The sequence below is a fragment of the Cryobacterium sp. 10C3 genome, from assembly GCF_034314285.1.
Taxonomy (GTDB): Bacteria; Actinomycetota; Actinomycetes; order Actinomycetales; family Microbacteriaceae; genus Cryobacterium; species Cryobacterium glucosi.
Genome location: NZ_JAVIWF010000001.1, coordinates 102,309 through 127,657, shown reverse-complemented (window position 1 = coordinate 127,657; position 25,349 = coordinate 102,309). Strand labels below are relative to the sequence as shown.

General features: G+C 60.2%; 16 protein-coding genes and 4 pseudogenes. 5 read left to right on the top strand and 15 right to left on the bottom strand.

Annotated features, from left to right (window positions below):
• Positions 1 to 391, top strand: a 391-nt coding sequence (locus RGU41_RS00560; protein WP_322135177.1) for a hypothetical protein, incomplete at its 5' end; no start/stop codon positions are given.
• Between the two features lie 527 nt (positions 392 to 918).
• A complete protein-coding gene (locus tag RGU41_RS20640) occupies positions 919 to 1,443 on the top strand; it encodes a transposase (protein WP_416172984.1) in 525 nt (174 codons plus the stop codon).
• Positions 1,444 to 1,719: 276 nt separating this feature from the next.
• Here the strand turns inward: RGU41_RS20640 and glpK are convergent.
• The 3 genes and pseudogenes from glpK to RGU41_RS00545 all read right to left on the bottom strand — a co-directional run bounded on the left by glpK (position 1,720) and on the right by RGU41_RS00545 (position 6,021).
• A pseudogene (gene glpK, locus RGU41_RS00555) lies at positions 1,720 to 3,235 on the bottom strand (glycerol kinase GlpK).
• Positions 3,236 to 3,337: 102 nt separating this feature from the next.
• On the bottom strand, positions 3,338 to 4,102 hold the full coding sequence (locus RGU41_RS00550) for an MIP/aquaporin family protein (RefSeq protein ID WP_322135176.1): 765 nt from the start codon (positions 4,100 to 4,102) through the stop codon (positions 3,338 to 3,340).
• A 92-nt stretch (positions 4,103 to 4,194) separates the two neighbouring features.
• Complete coding sequence (locus tag RGU41_RS00545; RefSeq protein WP_416173126.1) at positions 4,195 to 6,021, bottom strand: glycerol-3-phosphate dehydrogenase/oxidase; 1,827 nt, start codon at positions 6,019 to 6,021, stop codon at positions 4,195 to 4,197.
• Between the two features lie 285 nt (positions 6,022 to 6,306).
• On the opposite strand from RGU41_RS00545, the pseudogene RGU41_RS20635 reads away from it, so the two are divergent.
• Positions 6,307 to 6,842 (top strand): annotated as a pseudogene (locus tag RGU41_RS20635) (sugar-binding domain-containing protein); the annotation flags it as partial.
• A 220-nt stretch (positions 6,843 to 7,062) separates the two neighbouring features.
• Here the strand turns inward: RGU41_RS20635 and RGU41_RS20630 are convergent.
• Positions 7,063 to 8,900: pseudogene (locus RGU41_RS20630) on the bottom strand (glycoside hydrolase family 35 protein).
• A gap of 349 nt (positions 8,901 to 9,249) precedes the next feature.
• Between RGU41_RS20630 and RGU41_RS20625 the strand changes: the two are divergent.
• Positions 9,250 to 9,876, top strand: a complete 627-nt coding sequence (locus RGU41_RS20625) for an AraC family ligand binding domain-containing protein (protein ID WP_416173125.1) — start codon at positions 9,250 to 9,252, stop codon at positions 9,874 to 9,876.
• Complete coding sequence (locus tag RGU41_RS00525) at positions 9,828 to 10,139, top strand: AraC family transcriptional regulator (RefSeq protein ID WP_322135182.1); 312 nt, start codon at positions 9,828 to 9,830, stop codon at positions 10,137 to 10,139. Before RGU41_RS20625 ends, RGU41_RS00525 begins: the two co-directional genes overlap by 49 nt.
• 15 nt (positions 10,140 to 10,154) lie before the next feature.
• On the opposite strand, the gene RGU41_RS00520 is transcribed toward RGU41_RS00525, so the two are convergent.
• The 11 genes and pseudogenes from RGU41_RS00520 to RGU41_RS00470 all read right to left on the bottom strand — a co-directional run bounded on the left by RGU41_RS00520 (position 10,155) and on the right by RGU41_RS00470 (position 25,293).
• Positions 10,155 to 11,132: a hypothetical protein gene (locus RGU41_RS00520; protein ID WP_322135172.1), complete on the bottom strand. Its 978-nt coding sequence runs from the start codon at positions 11,130 to 11,132 to the stop codon at positions 10,155 to 10,157.
• Between the two features lie 685 nt (positions 11,133 to 11,817).
• Complete coding sequence (locus RGU41_RS00515) at positions 11,818 to 12,075, bottom strand: hypothetical protein (RefSeq protein WP_134446151.1); 258 nt, start codon at positions 12,073 to 12,075, stop codon at positions 11,818 to 11,820.
• A gap of 322 nt (positions 12,076 to 12,397) precedes the next feature.
• Entirely contained in the window at positions 12,398 to 15,715 is a 3,318-nt protein-coding gene (locus RGU41_RS00510; protein ID WP_322135171.1) for a DUF5107 domain-containing protein, read from the bottom strand.
• Between the two features lie 312 nt (positions 15,716 to 16,027).
• The gene (locus tag RGU41_RS00505; RefSeq protein ID WP_322135170.1) at positions 16,028 to 16,957 is read right to left on the bottom strand and encodes a hypothetical protein; all 930 of its coding nucleotides are present in this window, start codon (positions 16,955 to 16,957) and stop codon (positions 16,028 to 16,030) included.
• The gene (locus RGU41_RS00500; RefSeq protein ID WP_322135169.1) at positions 16,954 to 17,307 is read right to left on the bottom strand and encodes a cellulase-like family protein; all 354 of its coding nucleotides are present in this window, start codon (positions 17,305 to 17,307) and stop codon (positions 16,954 to 16,956) included. Before RGU41_RS00500 ends, RGU41_RS00505 begins: the two co-directional genes overlap by 4 nt.
• Positions 17,308 to 17,348: 41 nt before the next feature.
• Positions 17,349 to 18,191 carry a carbohydrate ABC transporter permease gene (locus RGU41_RS00495; protein ID WP_416173128.1) on the bottom strand — a complete coding sequence of 281 codons (843 nt, stop codon included), beginning with the start codon at positions 18,189 to 18,191 and terminating at the stop codon, positions 17,349 to 17,351.
• Positions 18,076 to 19,173 carry a carbohydrate ABC transporter permease gene (locus RGU41_RS20620; RefSeq protein ID WP_416173124.1) on the bottom strand — a complete coding sequence of 366 codons (1,098 nt, stop codon included), beginning with the start codon at positions 19,171 to 19,173 and terminating at the stop codon, positions 18,076 to 18,078. Before RGU41_RS20620 ends, RGU41_RS00495 begins: the two co-directional genes overlap by 116 nt.
• A gap of 115 nt (positions 19,174 to 19,288) precedes the next feature.
• A complete protein-coding gene (locus RGU41_RS00485; protein WP_322135168.1) occupies positions 19,289 to 20,602 on the bottom strand; it encodes an ABC transporter substrate-binding protein in 1,314 nt (437 codons plus the stop codon).
• A gap of 840 nt (positions 20,603 to 21,442) precedes the next feature.
• Positions 21,443 to 22,061: pseudogene (locus RGU41_RS00480) on the bottom strand (transposase); the annotation flags it as partial.
• A 194-nt stretch (positions 22,062 to 22,255) separates the two neighbouring features.
• On the bottom strand, positions 22,256 to 23,146 hold the full coding sequence (locus RGU41_RS00475; RefSeq protein WP_322135181.1) for a glycoside hydrolase family 3 C-terminal domain-containing protein: 891 nt from the start codon (positions 23,144 to 23,146) through the stop codon (positions 22,256 to 22,258).
• The gene (locus tag RGU41_RS00470) at positions 23,032 to 25,293 is read right to left on the bottom strand and encodes a glycoside hydrolase family 3 N-terminal domain-containing protein (protein ID WP_322135167.1); all 2,262 of its coding nucleotides are present in this window, start codon (positions 25,291 to 25,293) and stop codon (positions 23,032 to 23,034) included. The genes RGU41_RS00475 and RGU41_RS00470 overlap by 115 nt, the downstream gene beginning before the upstream one ends.
• Positions 25,294 to 25,349 lie beyond the last annotated feature (56 nt).

Here is a 25,349-nt window from a genome sequence, read left to right as displayed (position 1 = left end):
GCGGTTGTGGGGTCATTCGGCTTCATTCGGCGTTTTCTTGCGGTGCCCGTGCAAAAATGTCGGTGTGTCCTGGTCTGTCTGCAGCGAGCCGACGACCGTGGCGGGGCAACCCGAACGGCAAGACCGGACCGATACAGACGGGAAGACAATGAACGAGAAGTCCACCTACCGCGCCATCTTCTATGGTGCCAACCCGATCGCGTCCGGCACGGAACGAGAACTGGCCTACGTCGACGGCGGCTACCAACAGACAGTCACCCTCGAGGTGGATGAGGAAGGCGCCATTGTCCGCCGGGTATTCAAACTGGGGCATGTGACCGAAGAGCCGATCGCGTACCAGTACGTAGAAGACGTGCACGATGCTGCGGCCGAACCGGACGTTCCCAACTAGGCCAGGCCGAAACGCCAGATCCGCGCGCCCCGGGCTCCGGCTGGACCGCACAGGCAGCACCATCAGCGGGCCGACCATCGACGCCCGGAGTACGGAGACGATGGTCGGAAACGGGGGCATAGCTTTCGGCGAGGTGGCCGAGGATGCCCGAGTAGGGCTTCCTGATGAGGACGTTGATCCTTGTGTGCTGGACGCACTTGAGACTGATGGTGTCGAAGTCGCCACAAGGAATGCTGGTTAGCAGAGCACAGGCAGTATCGTGACTTCGTTCGATGCTGAGGTTCTCAATCACAGGTGACTGATCCGGAACGCTCGCCACGGTGCAGGTGTGATGGTCCTGGTGGTTTCTCACTTTCGGTCGATTGCTTTTTTGCCTTCCAGCGGAAGAATCGATATCAAGTGTGAGCGGGTACGTGCCCGGAATTCCAGGTGAAATAAGCCGAAAACGCGTCCAAAAATCTGGGCACGGCCTTCCCGCTGAGCTGGCCCGATGGCTGCGTTTGTCCGCACCATGGAAGCACCAACGGATGGCGGCCGACCAACTCTCGTTGGAAACGTGGCGGTTACGACCGGAAGATGTCCGTAACGGTTCGTTCGTCCAGCGCGATCCGTCGCGCGGCGACGTTAAGGTCGACGAGTCAATCTTTGGTGGCTTCGAGCCGGGCATACGGGGCGGTAGATCGACCAGAAAGCTTCTGCTCGCCGCCGCGGTGGAACGCAGACCCGTAATTCAGGGCGCCAGCCACGTCAGTCTCGCTGCTTTCCTCCAAGCCAACATCGAACCAGGTAGCCATGTGATCACCGACGGCTGGTCTGCGTATCCGGCTGGACACCCGGTCGCTACGACCACACCGGCATTCCCATGCCTGCTTCAGGCCTCCCTGCGCACGAGGTACTCCCGGGCTTCCACCACATGTTCTCTCTGGTCAATCGGCGCTGATGGAAACGACTCACGGTTCGGTCGTGGCGAGCATCTACACGCCTACGTCGACGAATGGGTATTCAGGCTCAATCGTCGGAGTGCCCGCCGCCGTGAACTCCTGTATATTTGACGCTCGTTGAAAAGTAGGCCGCCGGCGCCCTATTACTCGATGCGCGAAGCTGGCCGAAAGCGTCCCAGGCCGATCCCAATGCGCGGCCGCCACCAACGTCCACCGAGCCTCGACATCGGACACCCAAAATTTCCTTGGTGCAGCGAAATATTCTAAAGCCAGGTACCTGAACAGAAAAGTAGTCTCCTGAATTCGGAACGGGACGCACTGACTTTTCCGGTCGAGAGTTGCCGGTGTGGCGGGCACTCTCGACCGGAAAGGTCTCAATAGGGTGGGCTAGAGGACGTCCTCGTCGACCCAGTCGAGGGACTTGGTGATGGCTTTTTCCAGTTGCGCAGCAGCCGGTCGCGTTCGGCGACGTCGAGCTTCGGCTCCCAGCGGGCGTCTTCCTGCCAGTTCGCGCGGAGCTCGTCGAGGTCGTTCCAGAAGCCGACCGCGAGGCCGGCCGCATACGCCGCGCCGAGCGCGGTCGTCTCGGCGACCACCGGGCGCACCACGGACACGCCGAGGATGTCGGCCTGGAACTGCATTAAAAAGTTGTTGGCCACAGCGCCGCCGTCGACCTTGAGCTCGGTGAGTGGGACACCGGAGTCGGCATTGACGGCGTCGAGCACTTCGCGGGACTGGTACGCGATTGCCTCGAGTGCGGCCCGGGCGATGTGGCCCTTGTTCACATAGCCGGTCAGGCCCACCAGGGCGCCCCGGGCATCGGCACGCCAGTAAGGCGCGAACAGGCCCGAGAACGCGGGAACGAAGTAGGCGCCGCCGTTGTCCGTGACGGAGAGGGCGAGGGCTTCGATCTCGGAGGCCGACCCGATAAGGCCGAGGTTGTCGCGCAGCCACTGGACGAGCGCGCCGGTGACGGCGATCGAGCCCTCGAGCGCGTAGTGCGTCTCGCCGTCGCCGAGCTTGTAGCCCACGGTCGTGAGCAGCCCGTTCTGGGAGTGCACGATCTCGGTGCCGGTGTTGAAGATCAGGAAGCAGCCGGTGCCGTAGGTGTTCTTGGCCTCGCCCTGGTTCGAACGCGCGCCTGGCCGAAGGTCGCTGCCTGCTGGTCGCCGAGGATGCCGGCGATCGGGGTCTCGCGAAGCAGGCTGTGTTCGCTTGCGATGCCGTAAACCTCGGAGGAGGAGCGGATCTCGGGAAGCATCGAGCGGGGCACGTTGAAGGCGGCGAGGATGTCGTCGTCCCATTGCAGGGTTTCGAGGTCCATGAACATCGTGCGGCTCGCGTTGGTGACGTCGGTCGCGTGCACGCCGCCCTCGAGGCCGCCGGTGAGGTTCCAGAGCACCCAGGAGTCCGTCGTGCCGAACATCAGCTCGCCGGCATCCGCCTTGGCCCGGGCTCCCTCGACGTTCTCGAGGATCCAGACGATCTTCGTGCCCGAGAAGTACGTGGCGAGCGGTAGTCCGACCTGCTTCTTGAAGCGCTCGACGCCGCCGTCGGCGGCGAGGCGGTCGACGATGGGCTGGGTACGGGTGTCCTGCCAGACGATCGCGTTGTAGACGGGGAGCCCGGTGGTGCGGTCCCAGACCACGGCGGTCTCGCGCTGGTTGGTGATGCCGACGGCGACGATGTCGTGCCGGGTCAGGTTCGCTTTGGACAGCGCCTGCCCGATGACCTCGCGGGTGTTGTTCCAGATCTCGATCGGGTCGTGCTCGACCCAGCCTGCCTGGGGGAAGATCTGTTCGTGCTCGAGCTGGCCGGTCGAGACGATCGACCCGGCCTTGTCGAAGATGATCGCACGGGAACTGGTCGTCCCCTGGTCGATCGCAATGATGTACTGGGCCATTGAATACTCCTTTGTAGTCGTGCGGTTCAGGTTGGGTGTGGGAATTGCTAGCCGAACGTGCCGCGGCATCCGTCAACGGAGGCCAAGGCACTGGTTCCCTGGTTAGGCCAGGATGGGCAGGAGTGCGGTGGACAGGAGTCCGGCGAGGACGCCGCCGATGATGGGGCCGAAAACGGGGACCCACGAGTATGACCAGTCCGAGGAACCCTTGCCCTTGATGGGCAGGATGAAGTGCGCGATTCGCGGACCGAGGTCACGGGCGGGGTTGATCGCGTAGCCGGTCGGCCCGCCGAGGGAGGTGCCGATCACGATGACGAGCAGGGCAACCGGGAGCGGGCCGAGCGCGGCAAGCCCGCCGTTGACACCCTGGCGGCCACCGCCGAAGGCGATGATCACGAACACCAGCACGAACGTGCCGATGATCTCGGTAAGAAGGTTCCAGCCGTACGAACGGATGGCCGGACCGGTGGAGAAGACACCGAGCTTGTTCGCCGGGTTCGGTTCCTGGTCGAAGTGCTGCTTGTACGCCAGCCAGCAGAAGACGGCGCCGATGATGGCTCCAAGCAGCTGCGCCCCGATGTAGGTCAGCACCGACAGGAAGTTCACCGGGACCCCGGAGCCGAATTCAGTGGCGCCGGATGCGACCAGGCCGAGGGTCACGGCGGGGTTCAGGTGCGCCCCCGAGTTGTAGGAGACGATGACGCCGGAGAAGACCGCGAGGCCCCACCCGATCGTCACCATCAGGAAACCGCCGCCCAGGCCCTTGTTCTTGGCCAGGGCCACGTTGGCCACCACCCCACAGCCAAGGAGGACCAGCAAGGCCGTGCCCACCAGCTCCGAAAGAAAAACGATACCGAGATTGTCCACATTGACACCCTTGTTCAGTGAAGCCGAGTTGTAACCGATGGTCGTGCAGCTGAGGTTCCGCCGATATACAGCGAAAACGAATCGTGAGAAACCTATCGGCCTGACGCACTAATCGGTGCACTCCGCCGTGCACGTTCGTGCAGATCGCGGGCTAGGCGAGCGAAGCGGATGCCTCGCCGACGCCGGAGAGGTCTACACCGTGCATGGCCGCGCAGCAGGCCGACGGTGAGGTCGACCTCGAGAACGCGGCGTGCGGAATCCCAGCCCAGCACGGGAGCGAGGACGCCGGCGAGTTCTTCGAGCAGCGCCAGGCTGAGCTCACCACGGAAGGCCATGCTCGTGCGTCGCAGCACGAGGTCGGTCAGGTGCACCACTGATTCTGTGGCCGCGAGGAACTCGATCTCCCGACGGGAGTAATCGGCGTGGTGTTCCAGCGCTGCGTCCGGTTCCGCGGAGATGAAGTCGATCACGTCTACCGCGCGGGTGCCGTAGCGGGTCAGCAGCTGGTCGGCCCTCGAGGTGCCGACCTCGTCGCCGTTCGCGGCGATCCAGACCCGGCGCGCGGCATCCGTGGCCGGGAAATTGCGGCCGCCGCCGATGGGAAGACCGGCCGTCGACACGACCCGGGTGCGGCCAAGCAAGGTGAGGATGTCGCCGCTCAAGTGCTCGGCGAGGGCCCGGAACGTCGTCCACTTGCCGCCGACGAGGCTGAGAAGTGTGCCCGGTCGGGCACCGAGCGGACGGGACTCGATGCGGTAGTCGCGGGAGACGAACCCCGGTGCCTCGTCGTCGTGCCGCGGCAGCGGACGCACACCGGCGAACCGGAAGACGATCTCTGAGCGGTCGACGGCCACATCCGGGAAAACGTGCTTGACGAGATCGAAGAAGTAGTCGACCTCGGCCTCAGTGCAGCGCGCGGGCTGGGTCATATCGTGTTCGAGGTCGGTGGTGCCGACCAGCACCCGGCCCGCAAGCGGGAAGATCAGCACGATGCGGCCGTCCTTGTGCTCGAAGAAGATTTCGCGGCCACCCGTGGCCGCGAGAAGCTCCCGGTTGTCGAGCACGATGTGCGACCCCTTGGTGCCGCCCATGTACGTGCTGGTCTGGCCGAGGGCCGTGTTCGTGAGGTCGGTCCAGGGCCCGGACGTGTTCACGACGATGTCGGCCTGGAAGCTGAATTCGGCGCCGGTGACCGCGTTCCGAAGACGCACGCCCGCGGCATCCATGCCGATGGCCTCGATGTAGTTGGCGCTGCGCGCGTGCGCGCCGGCGGCCAGGCCGTCGGCCAGCACGTCGAGCGCGAGGCGCTCGGGGTCGTGCATGGAGGCGTCGAAGTAGGTGGCCGTGTACTTGAGGCCCGGGTTGAGGCGCGGCAGCAGTCTGAGCGATGCCTTCCTGCCGAGGAACTCGTGCCGGGGCACCGTGCCGCCGTCGCGGGAGAAGGAGTCGTAGAGCATCATGCCGATCTTGATCAGCAGGGCGCCACGTTCCTGGGCCGCACCCTGGCGGTGAGTGAGAAAGCGCATCGGCGCCGACATCACCCCGGAGAAGGTGGAGTAGATCGGAATGGTCGTCTTGAGGGGCTTGACGTAGTGCGGGGCGATCTTCAGCAGGCTGTTGCGTTCCTCGACCGACTCCTTGACCAGGCGGAATTCCCCGTTCTCGAGGTAGCGCACACCACCGTGGATCATGTGGGAGGAGGCCGACGAGGCGCCGGAGACGTAGTCGCCCTTGTCGACGATCGCGACGTCGATGCCCTGCATCGCCAGGTCGCGGAAGGTCGCGATGCCGTTAATTCCGGCACCGATGATGAGCACGCTCGCCCGGGGATGAGCGGCGATAGCGGCCTGAGCGGCTACGGCACCGGGACGGATACCCGGCGCGGATGCCCGGGCGGGCTTCTGGTTTGAGGGGGTCACTGTTCGCTCACTTCCGTGTGGGTCGGCAGGTCTGGTGTGTGGGTCTGCAGCCTTAGGTCTGCAGCGGCGGCTGACAATCACCGGCTCACGGTCCTGCGCATGCCGCGCAACCTCGTGGGTCAGTACAGCATGCGCAACACCACACAAACGGTCAATGCCTGTGCACACACGTGCACACATGTGCAAGCAGAAGCTACGACCATCACAAACGATCCATCCCTGTCCGACCGAACCGATGACGCCCTCACGGCGGCGCAACCGTATTACGTGCAGGACCACCTGACCATGGAGGCCATCGCGCACGAGCTGCACACCTCCCGTTCCTCGGTGTCCCGCCTGCTGAGGCAGGCCAGGGCCAACGGGCTCGTGAACATCCAAATCCGTTCCCCACTCAACGCGACGAGCCGCCTGGATTACACGAGCGAGATCCTCCGCCGCTTCGGTGACGCGTTCGGAGCCCACGTCGAGCAATTCCCGGTGCAGACCTTCTTCGACGACCCCGCGACGAAGCGGGCGTTCTGGCGGGAGCGCGGCGTGACGAGACTGCTCGAGATGCAGGCGCGAATAAACGTTGCACTCTTCGGGCTCGGCTCGCCATTCTCCAAGGTGCCCAGCCACGTCTACGCGCGCGGGTACCTCGAAGACGAGGACTTCACGGCCCTCAGCGCGGCCGGCGTCGTCGGCGTCGTCGGCGTCGTCGGCGACGATGACGTGGCGCCGTCTTCTTCCGCGCCGACGGGTCCATCGACGGGATCCCGCTCAACGAGCGCGGTACCGGGCCAGATCTCGCCGTGCTGCGCCGGGCGCCCCGGCGCATGTGTCGCCAGAACAGCGCTACCCGATGAGGCGACGCGCCACCCGCCCCAAAAGTCGCTTGACATCAATAAGAACATCCACTCAGCGGGACGTGACCAACCACCACGCGTTCACTCTGATCGGATTGCTCTTCAGGTACTCGGAGTCCTCCGCTCCACGGAACGCAAGCCCGACAGATTTGCCCACGGTTCAGAGTGAGAAGTAGGCCTGATAACGCTTCCTGGATTAGTAGTCGGTATTTCCGAGCGATGGCCGAGGTAAAAAACGCGCGGTTGACTGGGCGTGCGCATGCAGCTCCAATATTATGAGCTCGTTGATTCCAGTTCTCAGTTCGCTGCGGGGAATGTATAGGGTGCTCTGAGGGCCTCGTGACCAGTAACGTCCGAGGTTGAACCCGTTGATCCAGGCAATTCCCTTTCCCCATTCAGAGGTATCTAGGAAGAGATCAGTACTTGCGGACAGGGTGAATTCAGTCTTCGAGAAGCTTGGCCCCATCGGGTCTGAATTCAGGGTGGGAATGCCGGCAAAGAGGGATCCGTCAATTGAGGTGAGGTCCAGACTGAGGACCTCCCAATGCACCAGTTCTTCACCGTTGAGGGTGATCGGCCCGATTATTCCTTTTGGCTCTCCAATACGGGGGCCATACGAGACTCTGCCAAGGTCCTCCACAAGCAGTTCCAGGATGTCGCCTGCAGGCAACGCAATTGCTCTCTCTCTGTTGTCACGGTTAAGTGCTCCGACGCTTGTGCCGTCGATCGACACGAGCGCGCGATCACGGATCTCTGCAAGACGTAAAATCCCGGAGCGGGCGATATTGTCGGCAGAATGGTGCAGAGTGGTTCGGTAAACGCAGAGGCCACGGTATTGCTCGGTGTGATCCATCGTTGGTGCGTGTTCAAATGCTCTCCATCTGCCAAGTTTCTCGCGTACGTCGGTCAGCGGAACAGTGATTTGGAACGGCGTTTGAAAGGCGGGTGCGTCTGTTGCTGACGCTGGGACACAGGCAGGGAGCTGGGAATAACGGCCGATGACTTCGCGGAATGCGTGGTATTTCTCAGTTGGGTATCCGGCTTCGTCAAGGGGGCGTCGTAGTCGTAGGAGGTGACTTGGGACTTGTAAGTGCCTTTGTCATTCGCGCCGTTGCTGAATCCGAAGTTCGTGCCGCCATGGAACATGTAGATGTTGACGGATGCGCCTGCGGCTAACATCGAATCGAGTTCGAGGGCCGCATCCGCAACGGGGGTCGTGTGGTGGTGTTCGCCCCAATGATCGAACCATCCGTCCCAGAATTCGGAGCACATGAGCGGTCCTGTGGTTTGGTGTCGGCGCAGCGTTGCGAGTCGCTCATTGCTTCTGGAGCCAAACGAAGCAGTTCGGTGCAACTCGGGGAGGCTGCCGTCATCGAGCATCTGGTCGGTCGGCTGATCGACCGTCGTGAGGGGCACGGTAATACCAAGGTCATGTGCCATAGCGACTAGAGCCTGGAGATAGGGTTTATCAGCCCCGTAGGCTCCGTACTCGTTTTCAATTTGAAAGAGAATGACGGGCCCACCTCGATCGATCTGGGCTACCGAGATGATGGGAAGTAGTTGCTCAAAATACTCACGGACGGCCGTAAGATATCTAGGTTCAAACCGTCTGATACGCACGTCCGGATCAGCGGTCAGCCAGGCCGGTAGTCCCCCGTTGTCCCATTCAGCGCAGATGTACGGGCCGGGCCGAATGATTGCGTGCATACCTTCCTCTGAGACAAGGCGTAGAAATCGGGCCAGGTCGAGTCCGGCCGTTGTATCGAACACGCCGCGCTGCGGGGCATGTTGGTTCCACGGAACATATGTCTCGATCGTGTTGAGACCCATCAGCCTGGCCTTATGGATTCGGTCGGCCCATAAATCTGGGTGCACGCGGAAGTAGTGGAGAGCGCCCGAAATGATCTGAAACGGCTTGCCGTGAAGCAAGAAATCGTCAACACCGATTGTGAAGGTCGGCGACTTGGTTTCGCGTTTGAGTGAGGAGGTTTCGCTGTTGACCGTCAAAATCTCGTCCCGCCTGCTGAAAGACATTCTTGGTGCCTGGGCCAAGGACGGGTGTGGAGGCGAATGCGCCGGGACCGCTCGACCCAGTTCGGGATATCGACGTCTAGGCGCCCGAGTGCTGTGGCGTGTACATGAACTCTGCGCCACACGCGAGGGATGGTAAAAGCAAACTCATCGAGCGTCTTTCGAGTCGTACTCTTCACGCTTCTTTGCTCCTCTTGACTATGAAAGTGCTCGTGGCAGGACGGGTACTCCCGTGCCCCGGAGGGTGGAGGGAAGCTACCCTGGGCCGTGATCTCACTTGTATCTAAGGGCAAAGGTACGATCGATTTAGGCCGTCGAACACGAGAGAACGGTTGAGTATCTGGAGAGAACGATGACAGCGGTGACCAATTTGTCGGGTGTGATCCCGGATGGTTTCCCGGGTCAGCGGATGCTTGTGGTGCCACGCCCTCGAGTGAGGGAGGCGCTGGCGCATCCAGGGACGGCGCACCTTGTCGTCACGGACTGCGGGTATTTTCCACAGGCGCATTCTCATGGCCGAGTACGGCAAAGCCCGATTCCCCAGGCCGTCGTAATTCTTTGTGTCAAAGGAAAAGGTTGGTGTGTCACCGCGGCGGGCAGGTTCGCTGTCACCGCGGGACAGGTCATTATTTTGCCTCCGCATCAGGCTCATTCGTACGGCGCTGATTCTGACGACCCTTGGACTCTTTGGTGGTTGCATCTGGACGGAAGTGACCTTGAAGGGTTTCTCTCGTTCGCGGGAATGACAATTAGTGCGCCCGTTCGGACGCTGTCCGACATGTACGCAACTGTGTCGCTCGTTGCCGAGGTGATCCAATGGATGGAGCGTGACACAACAGATTCGAGCCTCCTCTCAGCAGCCGGCGCGGCTTGGCATTTGATGGCTTTGCTTGCGTCAGACAGAGCTAGTGCGGGGGGACGAGCAACTCTATTGAGCGGGCGATTGACTACCTGCGAAGCCACGTCACCCAGCGAATAAGCGTGACGGACCTCGCTGCGATGGCGGGGTTGAGTAATTCCCATTTTGCGGCACTTTTCAAGGGGCACACCGGTTTGGCGGTCCTGAATTACCAAACTCAACTCCGGATGGCTAGCGCCCGCGAGTTGCTTGACACGACCACACAGCCGGTAGAAATGATTGCCCATAGTGTTGGTTACGAGGACTCGTTCTATTTTGCTCGCCAGTTCAAGAAGATCCACGGGCTGACTCCTTCTGTCTATCGTAAGCACGACAGGGGCTGATCCGTTGGGCAGTCGCTAGGGTGTGCCAGCCGTATGGGCAGACCACTGGATATCGAGGCGTGCGCAGCCTCCGGGCTCGATCGTATGTAGGGGCGATAACACTTCCAATTCGACGAGCCACGCGTTCGGATGAAAACCGTTGAGCTCGCTGAGGGCATGCGGTATCGGGGATTGCGCCCATACTTCGATCCGTGATCCGTGGTCTGGGTATTCCGCTCTTTCGTCGACGGCGGTTTTGAGGACGAGGCTGGTTCCTGCCGGTCCACGCCACTTAATCTCTCCAGTGGAGTGGGGGAATCCGAATTTGGCGACCCCAGGTTCGATCGGCACTCGCGCGATGCCGTGTGCGATGGTTGGTCTTACTGCGCCTGCGTATCGTGCGAGTTCGATAGGTGGATGGTTGGACGAGACGGTGACTTCTACTGCAGAGTCCGTTGCCCCATCTCGGGCCGCGAAAGTGTCGATTTGGCACACTTCCCAGAGAGACCACCGCACATTGCGGTGGGATGTGTTCGTAAAGGTGGTGTGTTCGAAGAATGAGGAGCCGGTGGCTGGGATCCGGAATTCGCGTTTGACTTGAAGGCCAGTTCGAGCGTCGTTGGGGCTGGCCATGATGACCTGCTGTACTTTCTCAATTGGGAGCCAAGTGGATTCGAAGGTCCACTCACCCGCATCGAGGACAGGATCCGGTGGGCCCGCCCATTGCCCTGCACTTTCTCCTTGCGGTGCCGGCCAGGTCTTGGAACCACCGACGTTGGCCCAAGAGGCGAACGTGCCGTCCAGTGTTGCCCAGGACAGCCTCGGCTTAAGAGCGCGAAATTTTCTGTCAAAGAAATCCGGGTTGATCCACAGCAGTTCTTTCCCTTCGATCTGGAGAGACAGAAGGCGACCCCCAACGGATGGCAGGAAGACGAGCTGCAAGTATTCGTTGCTGATCCGATATAACTCGAGAGACGGGTCGCCGCTTTCAAGTTGGTGAACTGACAACTTCATAGTCCAGGACCACCACCACATTTTGAGTGGTCTCGGATCGCCTTTAGGAACAGAATATCCCCGTTCATGTCTAGTTGACCGTTGGCGATGCGGAGATCACGGACGCCGCAGTTCGTCGTCAATCGGTCGACGGGGTGGTGGCGTCCGTCGCGGCCGGGGGTAGTTGTGCAGAGAGTTGCTTGGACGGTGAGTGCATTGGTCTCGGAATGGACATGGTCTCTGCCGTGGACTCGGAACTAGGGTCGAGCTGCACGTTTCCGGTGAAGTCCGCATGACCATGGTTTTCGAAGAGAATCCGCGCGTCAAGTTGACCATCTGCGGTTGTGATGAGCACCTTGCTTAACGATGTTGGAGCGACACTTTCGAGCCAGACTGAACGCATGATGCCAGCATATGACCAGTAGTCGACGGGCTTGTATGGGATCTCAAAGTCGTCAGTGACTGGCTGGCATGGCGGACTGTACGAGGTGTGGGAAGTCCGAAGAAACATGCGAACGGCGAGTGTGTGCAATCGGCTAGGCCTGATCGAGTCGGTGATCGGCAAGGAGAACAGCGTGTTAGCGCCTTCATACTTACCTAGGGGAACTCCGTCGAGCCACACATCGGCGCTGTAGCCAACGGCTCGGAAATTAAGGCGCAGATGACGCTCCGTCCGACCGCCGAATAGTTTCACTTCACGCCGGCATCAGGCATAGCAGTCGAGGAATGCCGTACCCCCGCCGAAGTGGCTACCATCCAGAGAGCCGAAAGCTGCTGTGGCGAGCAAGTCCCGCGCGGAAGGGACGGCGATACTTTGCCATTCACTGTCGTCGAATCTGGAGTTGTTCCAGCCGCCGTCCAGCCCGATAACCTCGGGGTCCGATGCAAAACGCCATTGTCCATCGAGGTCGATGTATTCCCGTTCCGGTTCTCTAGTGCGCCAGCCATCGAAGCTGGGCAGCACCGCTCATAAGAGAAGACCACTTTGGTTTCGCCGACTCGCTGCACGTGCGTGCCAGACGGCTCAGTTGGAGGATGGGTATCGAGAATAGGCATTTCTCCTGGGGTGACAGCCGCCGTAGCTTGCGCAGCTGTCGACCGCACCGGTAGTGCGACGAATCCAACACCGCACAAAGCACTGGAAAGGAAACTCCGCCGCTTCATTCCTGCGGGGAAGGGTGATGGAGATGAGGGAGCGGTCATGATGTCTCCTCATGTTCGTGGGGAAGCCCTGGAAGTTGGAAGTGTGGGATTGCTGGCTGTGGTGTTTCCCTTCGGGGCCTGCCCTAGGAGTTCGCCGTTTCCCGAGTGGAACTATCCATATTTTTGAGTATCGAGAGTTGTGTGCGGATAGTCGAGACGACGTGGTCGCGTTCGGCTGCTGGGTCGTCAATGAACAGCAGCATTGTGGGAAGGCTCGTTGCAAAGAAGTCAATTTTTGCCACTGATTCCTCATATTCATTTACCCACGTGTCGAGTTTCTGGGCGACTTGCTGCGCCTGCTCATGGCGTCCAAGTCTGTGGAGTGCCACGATCGCGTGGTGTGTCTGGGTGCTGAATGGTGTTGCCGACATCTTGGTGAAGTCACCGGTTGACTGTGCAGCCTGTTGCCAGTGCCCTTCGGCCGCGCACATGTCGCCAGCTCCTGCCCAGGAATCTCCAAGCGCCAACTGCAGTTCGGAGACGTTGGCTAGGGGATGCCGCCCCTCGCCGAGGTTTTGCGGAGGTCGCAACGCTGCTTCTAAGAGCCTGATGGCCAGTTCGTGATTATTCGAGGTATTGGCGCTCCGAGCTAGGGAGAGGGCGGCCCGATCCCAGGCAGCGAGGACTTGCCCCTCGCCGCCTTCCCATGGTTGGAACTGTCTTTCAGCGAGGAGAGTTTGAGCATCGCGCGCTCGGTCGACATCGATCAGAAGTTGCGCAAATGACACCGTCAAGTCGTCACGCTGGTTCACGATTTCCTGGCGTTTCTCCAGCTGTATAAAACGTTCCTCGGTGGACGTCCCAAGCCGCGCAGAAAGCTGGTCAAATTCAAACCAGAGTTTCGCGTTGCCAGGTTCCCCGTTGAGGGCGCAGTGGTAGTGATCGGTCGCGGCATCGAAGTCGCGGAGCACGTTGTAGGAGGCGATGCCGAGATTCCGATGGACGACGGTCGCTACTTCAGTGGACGGGGTGGAGCTGAGCGAGAGGTGCCAGAGGCGGATCGCGTCAGCATATCGGCGACGGTCGTAGTACCAGTGCCCTAGCAGGGAGGCTGCGAGTGGGTCACCCGGTTTAATTTCGAGAGCCGTTCGGAGCGCATCGACATCATCGAGGCGTGATGGGAGAGTGAGTTTTGAGGACCCACGGCTGGCTGCATCTACAGCGGCTCTGGCCTCCTGTGCTTTGCCGGCTTGGTGGAGGAGAGCGGCACGGTGGTAAGAGATTAGTGGCCCTACGTTTACTTGCCCGGGCGCAAGAATGGGAAGGAGCGCCGCTGCGTCGTCTAGTGCCGTAAGTGCGTGATCGATGAATCCTGCGGCGGCGTATTCAAGCGCGACGTCGAGCATTACCGTGGCGTCCGACGTGACGGGCTGCTTGCGGAGGTGTAGTGCCCATGCATCGAGCGGATCTTGGCTGAGGGTATTCGCGAGAACCTGGTCGGCTTCGGCAACGTGGCCGGCCGTCTGGAGTAGAAGCGCGAGCAAGTCGGCTGCCTGCAGGTGGCGATTATCCGTTGTGAGTACGTCTCGAAGCGTTTTGATAGCGACGTCGATCTGCCCCATCTTGGCGTGCTCACGAGCGAGAAGATAGCGTGACGGGACTACGTACGCGTTGTCCCATGACGCACGTGCGAGAACCTTGAGCGCCTCTCGCTGCCGTCCGAGCCGCGAGAGGGCGAGGCCGAGCCGGTAGTGTGCTGATCCATCCAGTGGAGTGGGTGCCCATTGAGTGCGGCGAGTCACACTTCGGGACAGCATCTCGACGGCGCCCTCATAGTCGGCGCAGTCATAGAGCCGTTCACCGAGTCCGGCAGTGGCTCGTGACTCCTGGGGATCCCGGGTCAGGATTTCACGCCAGTAGGGTTCCGAGGATCGCGTCGCGTGTCGATACTGGTCGAGATAGACGGCGATTTGAACTAGTTCGTCGATGGTGCCGACATCGCTGGGAGCGGCCGGTTCTTCAGCGTGCCGGGGTTGCTCAGTGATCTCTTCATCCTGTCGTGGATTGAGAGTGAGCATGGTTTTCTCGTCGGTAAAGATGCGTAGCTCAAGTTCATCGCCTGGCTGCTCTTGGCAAAAAGAGACATCATAAAGGAACGGACCCGCAGGGCTTAGACGGTGGGTGCCATCGTAGAGAACGCGACCATTGCTTGCGCTTAGTCGTACGTGGGCGTGCGGAATGACTTCAGATGAAACTATTCCGATGCGCGCTCCGGCTTCGGTGATGTCTAGCCGGGCGGCCACATCAGCACTTGCCTCCTGAGCCGGTCCTATCTGGCTAAGCGGATACCAGAATTGGCTAAACGTCTTCGTCTCGCCGGCGGCCAGATACGCAAAGTCAGGCTGGTTGTCGGTGTAGACGCCGGCCATCAGCTCCACGTACGGACCATCGGCATCGGTAAGATTGCTGTCCCAAGCCCACCCAAATGGTGCGTTGCCCCAAGTCCACTGTTTCTTGCCCGGGGAAATGTCGCGGCTGGCCCAGTGAACAAAGCCGGCATTTCGGCCGTGATCGTATCCACCAAAGAATTCGCCGTCGGTAGACGTAACCATGTACGAGGTCGGCACGGGAATGTTGCGATACCAGTCCAGTCGATCAGCATCGGGGCTCTCCGGGGTAACCCGGCTCGGGTAGTCGATGCCGTAATAGGACGTCCGGGCGTGCGGGAAACTTACGATGGCACGCTTGGCATGGTCAGCGACGTAGTTGACATCTGTTGGGAAGAATGACTGGTAGTCGTCATTGACGGCGGCCGCGACGTTTGCCCACCACAGGAACGTCTGGCGAGTTTCGGACCGGTTGTAGAGGCGCACCCGCGCTTCGATCTTTGAGCTATTCGGCCGCAGTCGGATACCGTGCATACCCTTCATCCGAGCAAACGGATCATGGTCGGAGCACCAGACAGTCACCGAGCCGTCCATCTTCGTGCTCAATACTGACGTCGGTCGGGAGGAATGTGGCCGGGCGATGGTGCTGAGGCCAATTGAACTCAATCCCCCCGAGATCCAAGGCCCCGCGAGGCCCACGAGAGCGGGCTTGATGACGTTGTTGCGATAGAACATGTCGTACTTAGCCACTTTGTCATAAGCGATGTGTATCCGGCCGCCGAGCTCTGGAAGGATTACCAGACGGAGCCACTCGTTTTCGAGATGTATCGCTTGCCACAGGTGAGGAGACTTGGTCTGACTGATGCGTTCGTGGAATGGCAATGGGAACACCCGTCCCGACGAGCCTTGGTAGACGCGAGTTTCAAGAAACGCGGGAAAGTGGTCCGGTGTCTCTGGGAGGTATGTGTCGATGCTGATTGGTTCGGACCATGCTGCCACGGGCGCAGCTGCCAGGGCAGCGGGAATTGAGGGGAGAGTAATTTTTGATGCCCGGGAGGGCCCTTCGGTGAGCATAGAGCGAGCCTATGGTTGGTCAGCTTGGGTCCGGAATACACGATTCAATGGACAACCTAGACAAAACAACTTTTACCCGCCGCAATACGTGCATCACAGTGACCCATCTGACCCTGTTTGCTGGACGTTTCTTACTTCAGTGCACGACAAGACTTCACGAAACCATGGATTAGGCGGTCGCTCGGGGATGCCGCGCAACACCTGGTTTTGCGCGAACGGGTTTCACATTGCGACACTGCGCTTTCGGGCGCGACGGCGCCGGGGCGGGTATGAATCTGCTCACAAATAGTGGGCACGCTTCTTTGAATTGCGCTATTTTGCTTCCTGAAATAGCCCGTTCAGTCGTCGTTGGAATTCGATGTTCGCCCACCCCGGGTGGTGCGGAGCGGAGTTTGACCCGGGCAACGTTCCCCAGTAGCCCAGGTCGGCGCATCGTTGCACGGCGTAGGCCGCGAAGTATTGTCCGACTGGCCCATCCTCGAAATCGGCCTCAAGAGGCGTGTATCCGATCCAACCTTCGCCGATCACCGCAGGTACGTCGTGGTGAGTGGCCCAGATCATGACGGCCTGCAACCGGGCCTCCAACGCCTGTTTCATAGCAATTTCATGCTCTGCGAAGTGCCGGTACAGCCACGCGTCCCAGGCGATCGGGTCCACCCAGTCGTAGGCATAGAACATGCTTGTGGTGATGCCCGTCGCTTGTAACCGCCACGGTTCGATCGTTGTAGTCCATTCGTCGAACGGGGGTGCGTCGTCTCTGAGAATGGACTTCAGTTCCTCGGTTGGGAAAATTGGCGGCTCTGCGCGAACCTGCGCCCATGCTTCGAGAGAAGCAAGGACTCCGTAGATGTAGAAGTGTTGGTGTGCCACTTGCGCGTTGTCGGGGATGGATGCGAGGTCTAGGTAAGGCGGAATGCCGTAGCACACTGTCGATAAGACGTCGGGATGGGCGTCCTGTAGAAGCCGGAGGGCATTCTCGAGATACGGTCGTTGCGCCCAGAAAGTATCGAGGCCCTCCGATGGGACTTCTGTTAGGCGGGATAGGTCGACCTCGTTGTGGATCTCGACATACGCTATGCGATCGTCAAGTGACTCTTTCTTGAGGTACGTCACCAGTTTCGCCTCGGCATGGGCAAGTGCCTCGTGCCGATTCTTCGCGGGAATTGCGCTTAGCATGTCGTGCCACGATGAGTTGGAGAGAAATGCGGAACTTTGCTGGTATTCCCATGACGAGATGATCACGAAGCAGCCGTGACGCTTGGCCGCCTTAAAAGAGCCAAGAGGTGGGCGCGTCCATTGAGCACGGCGCCCCCGGCGGCGTTGTACCACCTAGTGCGCTGACCGGTATCGCCGCCCATGTTCACGAATTGAAGCGCCGTCGTGTCGATATCGTGTTCTCCGAAGAGGAGCAGGGGCGCCGCGCAGATGCGAACGGTGTTGTAGCCGCGATCGACGGCTTCAGCGAAGGCACGATCAAGATCGTAAAAGGGTTCGCCCTTGGCTGTTTGGGTATACCAGGTGAAGTCCCAGAGGGTGATCGTCAGCTTGGCGGGAAGTTGCGCTGGGGTCGTGGTGAGACGTGAGGGAGTCATCGGTTCCTTCTATCGATCATGGAGGGTATTTGAGGAACGTTTCATCCCTTGACGCTTCCTTCGGTAAGACCCGCCTTCCAAAATCGTTGCAGGCTCACGATGGCGATCATGATCGGGATGACGGATAGGAAGGCGCCACCGATAGCCAGTTGGTACAACTCGGGGTGACGATCTGAGACACTCTGCCATTGGACGAGACCGAGGGTAATTGGATAGAGGCTTTGGTCGGAGAGCATGACGAGCGGCAGAAAAAAGTTGTTCCAGATGCCGATGAATTGGAACAAGAAGATCGTCACGGCGGCGGGCATCATCAATCGCAGGACAAGAGTGAAGAAGATCCGGAATTCTCCGGCCCCATCGAGACGCGATGCCTCAAGGAGACTGTCTGGGACGGCGGCTTGCGCGTAGATGCGGCCGAGATAGACACCGAACGGGCTCACGAGGGAAGGGAGGAGCACAGACCAGTAAGTATTGACGAGGCCGACTTGGCTCATGAGTAGGAACAGCGGAAGAGCCAGTGCTGTTCCGGGAATCATTACGCCGGCCAGAATGATGTTGAACCAGACCTCGCGGCCGCGGAAGGTAAATTTTGCTAAGCAGTATCCAGCCGCAAGAGAGCAGATTGTGGCCACGACGGCGCCGACTCCGGAATATAGGACGCTGTTGAGCGCCCATCGGCCGAAGATTCCGCCGTTGTACGTCACGACATTGACCAGGTTGGTCAACAGCTGCGGGTTGTCCAGGGCCAACCCGGAAGACCCAAATAGGCTACTTGTGGATTTGGTGGCGGCGATTGTGAGCCAATACACCGGAAAGAGAAAGTAGACGGCGGCAACCGCAAGGGCAGCGGTTACCAGAATTCTCCAGCCGGGGCTGCGCTGAATCTTGCGTGGCTTTTGGACCGTGCTTGGTTGCTTTGACGACTGATTCTTTCCTTTTTTGCCGGTGTAAGCGCGTTCGGTGGTTGTCATGATGGGCTCCCCCTCGAGTGACGAGTTTGAGAAATCCGAATGAGAACGCGCATGCGACGAGTGCCAGAAGGACTGACTCTGCGGCGGCAAGGTTGTAGTTGTTATTCGCAAATGCCTCGTTATAGGCAGAAAGGTTGGGCGTGAAGCTAGAGGTGATTGCGCTCGAAAGCGGTTTGAGGACGAGCGGCTCTGCGAAGAGTTGGATGGTTCCGATGATTGTGAAAACAGTCGTGAGCACGATGGCCGGGCGGATAAGCGGCAGCTTGATCCGGGTGATGACCTGCCATGCGTTCGCGCCATCGATGGAGGCTGCTTCGAAGAGATCAGCGTCGATAGATTTCAGTTGGGCGACGATCACAAGCATGTTGTAGCCGGCATACTGCCAGGTGACGATGTTGGCGATGGACCACAGGATCGAACCTCCACCGAGGAAGTCGAGATTCAGTCCGAGAGCTGACCCGAAGTTGACCAGCGGGCTCAGTCCCGGGGTGTAGAGAAAACCCCACAGAATCGAAGCGATAACACCAGGTACCCCGTACGGCAAGAAGTACGCCGATCGGAAGAACCGCACACCCCAGGCAGATGCTGCGTCGAGCAGGAGCGCCAGAGCGGTGGCGAGGATAATCATGACCGGTACCTGAACGACTGCGAACAGGAGGACCCGGCCGAGGCTGGCGACGAACGCCGAGGCGCCAAGTGCGGTGATGTAGTTGTCTAGGCCAACGAAAACGGGGCTGCTACCGCCCTGACCGAATGCGCCAGAACGTTGGATGCCGGTCACGCTCTCATAGATCGCATAGACAAGGGGCAGGACCATCGTCAGCGTGAAGAGGACGATAAAAGGGCCAAGTAGCCCGGTTATCGTTAGTCGGTGCCTGGATCGCGTGGTTGTCATGACGCTGTCTTTCTCTGCAGTTCCTGGATGATTTCTGTGGTGTTTGGGTGTAGCCGTGAGGGGGAAGCGGGGCCGGATCATGATCGTACGGTCTGACCCCGCAGCGTCCTGTTTGTCAGTCCCCTGCGCGAACTTTTAAGCCCTTCGCCTCCAAGTCAGCAATCGTCGCGGTCTGGGCGGCCTTCACAGCGTCCACGAAAGTCCCGTGGCCTTCAACGGCCGCTTGGAAGCCATCGTTTAGGTGCGTGTAGGTGTTGGCAGTTGTCGGTATCCAACCCCACGACGTATTGATGGACTCGTCAGACTTCTTGAAGACGTCTTTGTTTGCGTTCTGGCCACCGAGGAATTCCTCTGGTTTGTCGAGAGTAGATCCGGCAAGCGCGTTCTTCGCTGCGGGCCAGCCGTAGCCGCCAGCGAGAAGAAGGTTGATGCTCTGCGGGTCAGTATTGAGCCAGACCGCGAACTTCTCCGCAGCCTGCGCGTTCGACGTGCCCTTCAGCACTGCGGTGCTCGAGCCACCCCAGTTCGCGGAGGCGTAGGTGCTATCCCACTGCGGCAGTGGGGCGACCTTCCATTTCCCTGCAGTTGTCGGTGCGTTCCCCGAGAGGATGGACCCGCCCCATTGGGCAGACGGCCAGGCGACGATATTGCCGTTCTGGAGATCGCTGTACCACCCGTTGGCGAAATCAGGTTCGGTCTTAATGAGCCCGGCTTCGCGAAGTTTGTCCCAGTAGGAGGCAACTTTGAGTGTGGTGTCCGAGTCGATGTTCACGGTCCAAGTATCTCCATCGAGGCCGAACCACTTCGCGCCTGCCTGCCACGCGAGAGCCGTAAACCACGCTGAGTTACCAGGGGCGAAAGTATTGATATATTGAGCCGGGTTCGCGTCGTGAATGGTTTTGGCGGCCACGGCATATTCGTCCCACGTCGCCGGAGCCTTCAGCCCCAGGGCGGAGAAGATATCCTCCCTGTAGTACAAGCCCATCGGTCCGGATGCTTGAGGCACCGCGTACACGGAGTCGCCGAAGGTTGACTGCCCCAGCTGCCAGTCCACGAATTTGCTGCTCTCGACGCCCATCCCGAGTGGCTTGAGATCAACAAGACCATTTTCAAGAACGAAGCCGGGAAGTTCCTGGTATTCGATCTGAGCGAGATCGGGCGCCCCCTTGCCTGCCTTCAAAGCGGAGTACATCTTCGCGTACGTTCCGGAGCTTCCCGCAGGTGTTTGCTCCAACTTGACCTGAATATTCGGGTTTTCTTTGTTCCAAAGGTCCACGGCCTTGTCCACGCCGGGCACCCATGACCAAAACGTGAGGTTTGCCTTCTCTGAAGGATCAGAAGAGGACCCGGGTGGCGTGCCGGTACATGCGGTCGTAGCGAATACCGCCGCCACAGCTACCACTGCTGCAATCGTCCTGATGCGTTTCATTTTCTCTCCTCGTTGAGGTACTGGGCTTGGGACGCAACATTGTGATCAGCGCGGTCGGACGGGCACAGTTCTGCAAGGTTGTGGCCCCGGCACTCGCATGATATTTGCGCTTTAAAACAGGGTTTCGTGAGGTGCAGTAGCCGCCAAAATCGACTTCTTCGGGGCCAACGAGGCAGTTCTTGCGTTCAACCTGGCGCTCCGTGTCGGCAGCTCGCTCCCCATGGAAGGGCGACAGCCAACCCTAGGAACTTTTCTTTGAACATATGGTGAGTCTAGGCACTTCAGTCCGCCGCCCGGAATGAGCGAAGCGCTGAAGAAACAAGACAAAACGCTGATCGATCGTGGGCCATAAAAGTTGAATATCGCCCATGAACGACGCTGACACAGCCACCGATGCCCGACCTTGTGGGAACTCGGATTGCGGCGGGTGCCCCACTTCCAAAACGTTGAACCAGTTTTTGTGATGATCCTGTGATCCTGCACTTCCGGTGATGAAGCCCACACGCGATCGAATAGGCAGACAAAACGGATGGTCCGGGTCATCGATCGTGCTTGGCGAGTAGCGCTTGATGGTAGTGCCAGTCCGCACAGCTGGTATGTCCTGTCTCAGCTCTTTGTTTACAACCTGTCTCATGACGTTGTTGACACCATGTCTCAGAGCCTTGTTTACGGGATGTCTCAGGACCCTGCTTACAACTCCGGTCGTTGTGAATCGCGGCAGCTGGGCGCTTTCGATAATGGGCAGTGCCCAGATCCCTTACTCCCTCCGTCCGCCGTGATTCATAACGGGTCAAGTCCAAATGTTTGGTGTACCGAGTTTTCCGCGTGATTCTTGGATTTCTAGGCGCTGAGGGCGCTGAGTTCGGTTGTGGGTTCCTCCTCCTCGGTCGGGATTGGGGTGAGGCGTGAGCGGCTGAGGACGTCGAGGCCGAGGTAGCGACGGCTTTCGATCCATTCGTCGTGTTGTTCGGCCAGGACCGCTCCGACGAGCCGGATCAGGGAGCCGCGGTCGGGGAAGATGCCCACGACGTCGGTGCGGCGGCGGATCTCGCGATTGAGGCGTTCCTGTGGGGTGTTGGACCAGAGCTGACGCCAGCTCTCCTTCGGAAGCCCGGTGAACGCGAGAACGTCCGCCCGGGCCGCCTCAAGGTGGGTGTCGACCGCGGGGAGCTTCTCCTCGAGGGCGTTCAGGACCAGGTCGAACTGGGCGTGGACGGCGTCCTTGTCGGGCTGGTCATAGACGCAAGTGGAGCAGGGTCTTCACCCACGGCCAGCTGGACTTCGGGGTCGCGGACATCAGATTCGCGGCGTAGTGGGTGCGGCAGCGCTGCCAGGTCGCGCCAGTCAAGGCCGCCCCGATCGCTGCCACGAGGCCGGCGTGAGCGTCGCTGGTGACGAGCTTAACCCCGGTGAGGCCGCGCGCGGTCAGGTCGCGGAATAAGCCGAGCCAGCTACTACCCGGGACGACACCACACTTGCCCGCGGCAGAGTCGTGTTGAGCCGACGGTAGAGGCTTACAACCCCGAGGTATTGATCCGGCTGGGCGACCGTTGCGTGGGTCGCCCAGCCACAGGAACTACGCGGGGTTCAGTTAGACGTTGTCGAGCGCGAGCCTTTGTCTTCCCGCGGCCACAGCGTGGGAGCGAACACGGGTTACCGCACTTTCCGGGTAACCGATAAAACGAGTTCTTCGGATGAGGCGCCAAGGGAGATCATTCGGTCACCCGATCCAATCACCCACTTCTGACCGATAGTGTCCCAGGCGGATACCTGCTGCCGGTCGACGTGGAGGGTTGCCGTCTTCGACTGACCGGTGGCCAGTTGGATGTGATCGAACTGCACCAGCTTCTGTGCGGACTGTTGGAACCCGCCAGTCACGATGCCATTGGCGTCATAAGTCGGCACGGCAAGATCTGGGGAAGATCCGATGTACACCTGAGGTGAGTCTGCTCCGTCCTTCTCGCCCGTGTTCTTGACGGTGAACGTGACGTCAAGCCCGCCGTCCTTCGCGTTCTTCACGCGAAGCCCGGAGTACCGAAACGTCGTGTAGGAGAGCCCGAAACCGAACGGGTAAAGCGGCTCATAACCATTGACGTTCGCCGTCGGGTCGGTGTACCAGCGGTAGCCCACATCGACTCCGTCTGTCCATTTGATTGACGGTCTGGTCTCCGTTGCGGTCTGCGTTCCGGTGGTGCGCTCGAGGTTGCTGGAAAAGGGCGTGGAGTCGTCGTTCTTGGGGAACGTCATCGGGAGTTTGCCCGATGGGTTCACCAGCCCGTAGAGCAGGTTGGATGTTGCCTCGCCGCCCCGTTCGCCCGGATACCACATCTCGAGGACAGCATCGACGTTGTTGACCCAGGGCATTGCCACGGCGGTTCCGGAGTTGAGGACGACAACGGCTTTGTGGCCGGCCGCATGGGCTGCGGCACTCACTGTGTTGATGAGGTCCACCTGCGTCTTGTTGAGGTTCCGAAGGGCGGCCGACGTAGACGAGTTCGGTCCGGCACCCTGAGTGATCCCCGGGGTGGAGTCATCGACGAAAATGACAGTTTCATCGTTCGTCTTCGCCGCCGCGACTGCTTTGGCTGTGTTCTGTGCCAGGGGGCCCAGGCGAAGCGGACCGTTGGTGCCGTGGCTGTTGTGAGAGTCGGTTTGTAGGTGAAACTGATCTTGTGCAGTCCGACCGATAGTTCCAGGCTCACGCCCAGGTTCTGCTTGCCGAGGTACTGGTTATTGGACGCACGCTCCCCGCCAGGGAATGCGTTCGGCAGGATGTTCCCTCCAGGGTTCACGATCGTCTGCGCAGCATCATCAACGCTGAGGCTGAGCGGCTCCGGCGGAGCGTTGCGGCTGGGCTCCTGCTGGATGCCGCCGTTGTACGCCGACTTGTTGCCCGTGTCGATCCCGTATGGCCGCTGGAGAAGCAGCCCGTAGGTGTCGGCTGTGGTGACGTTCAGGTAACCAGTCCAGGTGTACTGGCCGCCCTTGGCAAGGGTCGTCTGCTGGCCGTCAATGGTGCTATCAACGGTCGTGGAGCCATCGGCGCCCGCACGGGTGAGGCCGGGCAAGGCGTTCGCGTCCTTCGTCACTCTCAGGTTGGCGGTGGGGACGGTGTCCCCGATCCAGTCCACGCCCGGCGCGGAGGTGACGTTTGCCGAACCCACCTGCGCCGTGACGGCCTTGAGCGGGGTGTATTGGACCTGGTCGCCAAAGCCGCGAGCTCGTTCGCCGCCAGGGCTTGCGGGTAGGAGCGTCGAGGTGGGGCCGACGACCGCGACGGTTTTGTTCGTCGACAGGGGAAGAGCATCCTTATCATTCTTCAGGAGAACGCCGCTTTCCTCGGCCAGCGCCAGAGCGACATTATCGCCACTCTGCTTGTCAACGCTCGTGCCGTTGTAGGTCGATGTGACGTCGCCGTGCTGTGGTACCGCCGACTCGTGCGCAGTGGGAATCTTGCTGTTGTCAAGCAGGCCGAAGCGCTCGTACTCGTACAGCATGCGCGCGACCGCATTGGCCGTCGCAGCGGCATAAGGTGCACTAAACGATGATGACGTCAAGTCGATGAGTGGGACCAGCTTGGACGCCGAAAGGTTGCTGGAGGCGAACTCATTGTCCATCCCAGCTAGGACGTCCGACGTTGCCTTGCTGGCGGTGTAGTCGGACGTGATGAAACCCTTGAGTTGGAACTGATTCTTGACGAGGTTGGTGAGGAGATTGGAGTTCGAGCAGGCGTACTGTGGTGCGCTTTGCTCGCCGACAATCTGGAAGATCGCGTAAGAGCACATCACCGAGCTGACGCCGCCCTGCTGGATTGCGGACTGCGCTGGTGCGAGGTAGATCTCGTGGGCCGCCTGCGATCCGATCAGCGACGGTGTGTCTCGATCTTGGCCGTTGTAGAACGACACGTGTTTGACCTGTGACATGAGACCGGTGCTCTGAATGCCGTTGATCTCGGCCGCAGAGAACTGGGAGGAGACGAACGCGTCTTCACCATTCGTAGTCAAATTCCTGGACCAGGAAGGGTAGCGCGCCATATCGACCTGGGGACCGTAAACGAGATCTACGCCCAGAGCCCTCCCCTGTTTTCCGACTTCTTCACCGAGGACGTTGTACGCATTGCGGTCGAAGGAAGAGGCGAGTCCAAGTCGGGTGGGGAATGCTGTGCCGTCGGCGTATACGTTGATGCCCAAGGCGTCAGCATGCCGGATCGCGGGGACGCCAAGTCGGGGAACTCCGGCCAGGTAGCCAGCTTGGCCGTGGTTATCTGGATCGACGCCATGCTCGACTACGGCAACCTCTTCGCCCGGGGTCATCTGGGAAAGAAGATATGAGACCGTCTTCGTAAATGGGGCATCCGAGGCGGTGGCCGGTGAGACCCGAGGGGTGGTCGCCGGGGTTGGCTGCGCGGCGGCCGCCACAAGCGTCCCTGAGGCCATGCTCAACACCAGCGCAATGCCGACACCCCCTGCGCACATGGACAGCGCGGTCTTTGCGACCCTCCTGTCACGTAGCCCCTGATTGCTGATCTGATTCACGGTTGTCCTCTCTGACACCATTACAGGATTGATCCAGCTCTCCCGAGTCGTCTCCGACCCGGAAGCAAGCATCTTCGGCGTCTTTACTGCTGTGCGCAGAACAAGCACGGGTACCGAGGCTGGTGCAAGTGAACCGCGAATCTTCTCGTCAGTCAATGCCTAAAAGACTGCATTTCTGTCTTTTTTGCCATTCATCGCAAGAAAGATTTTTT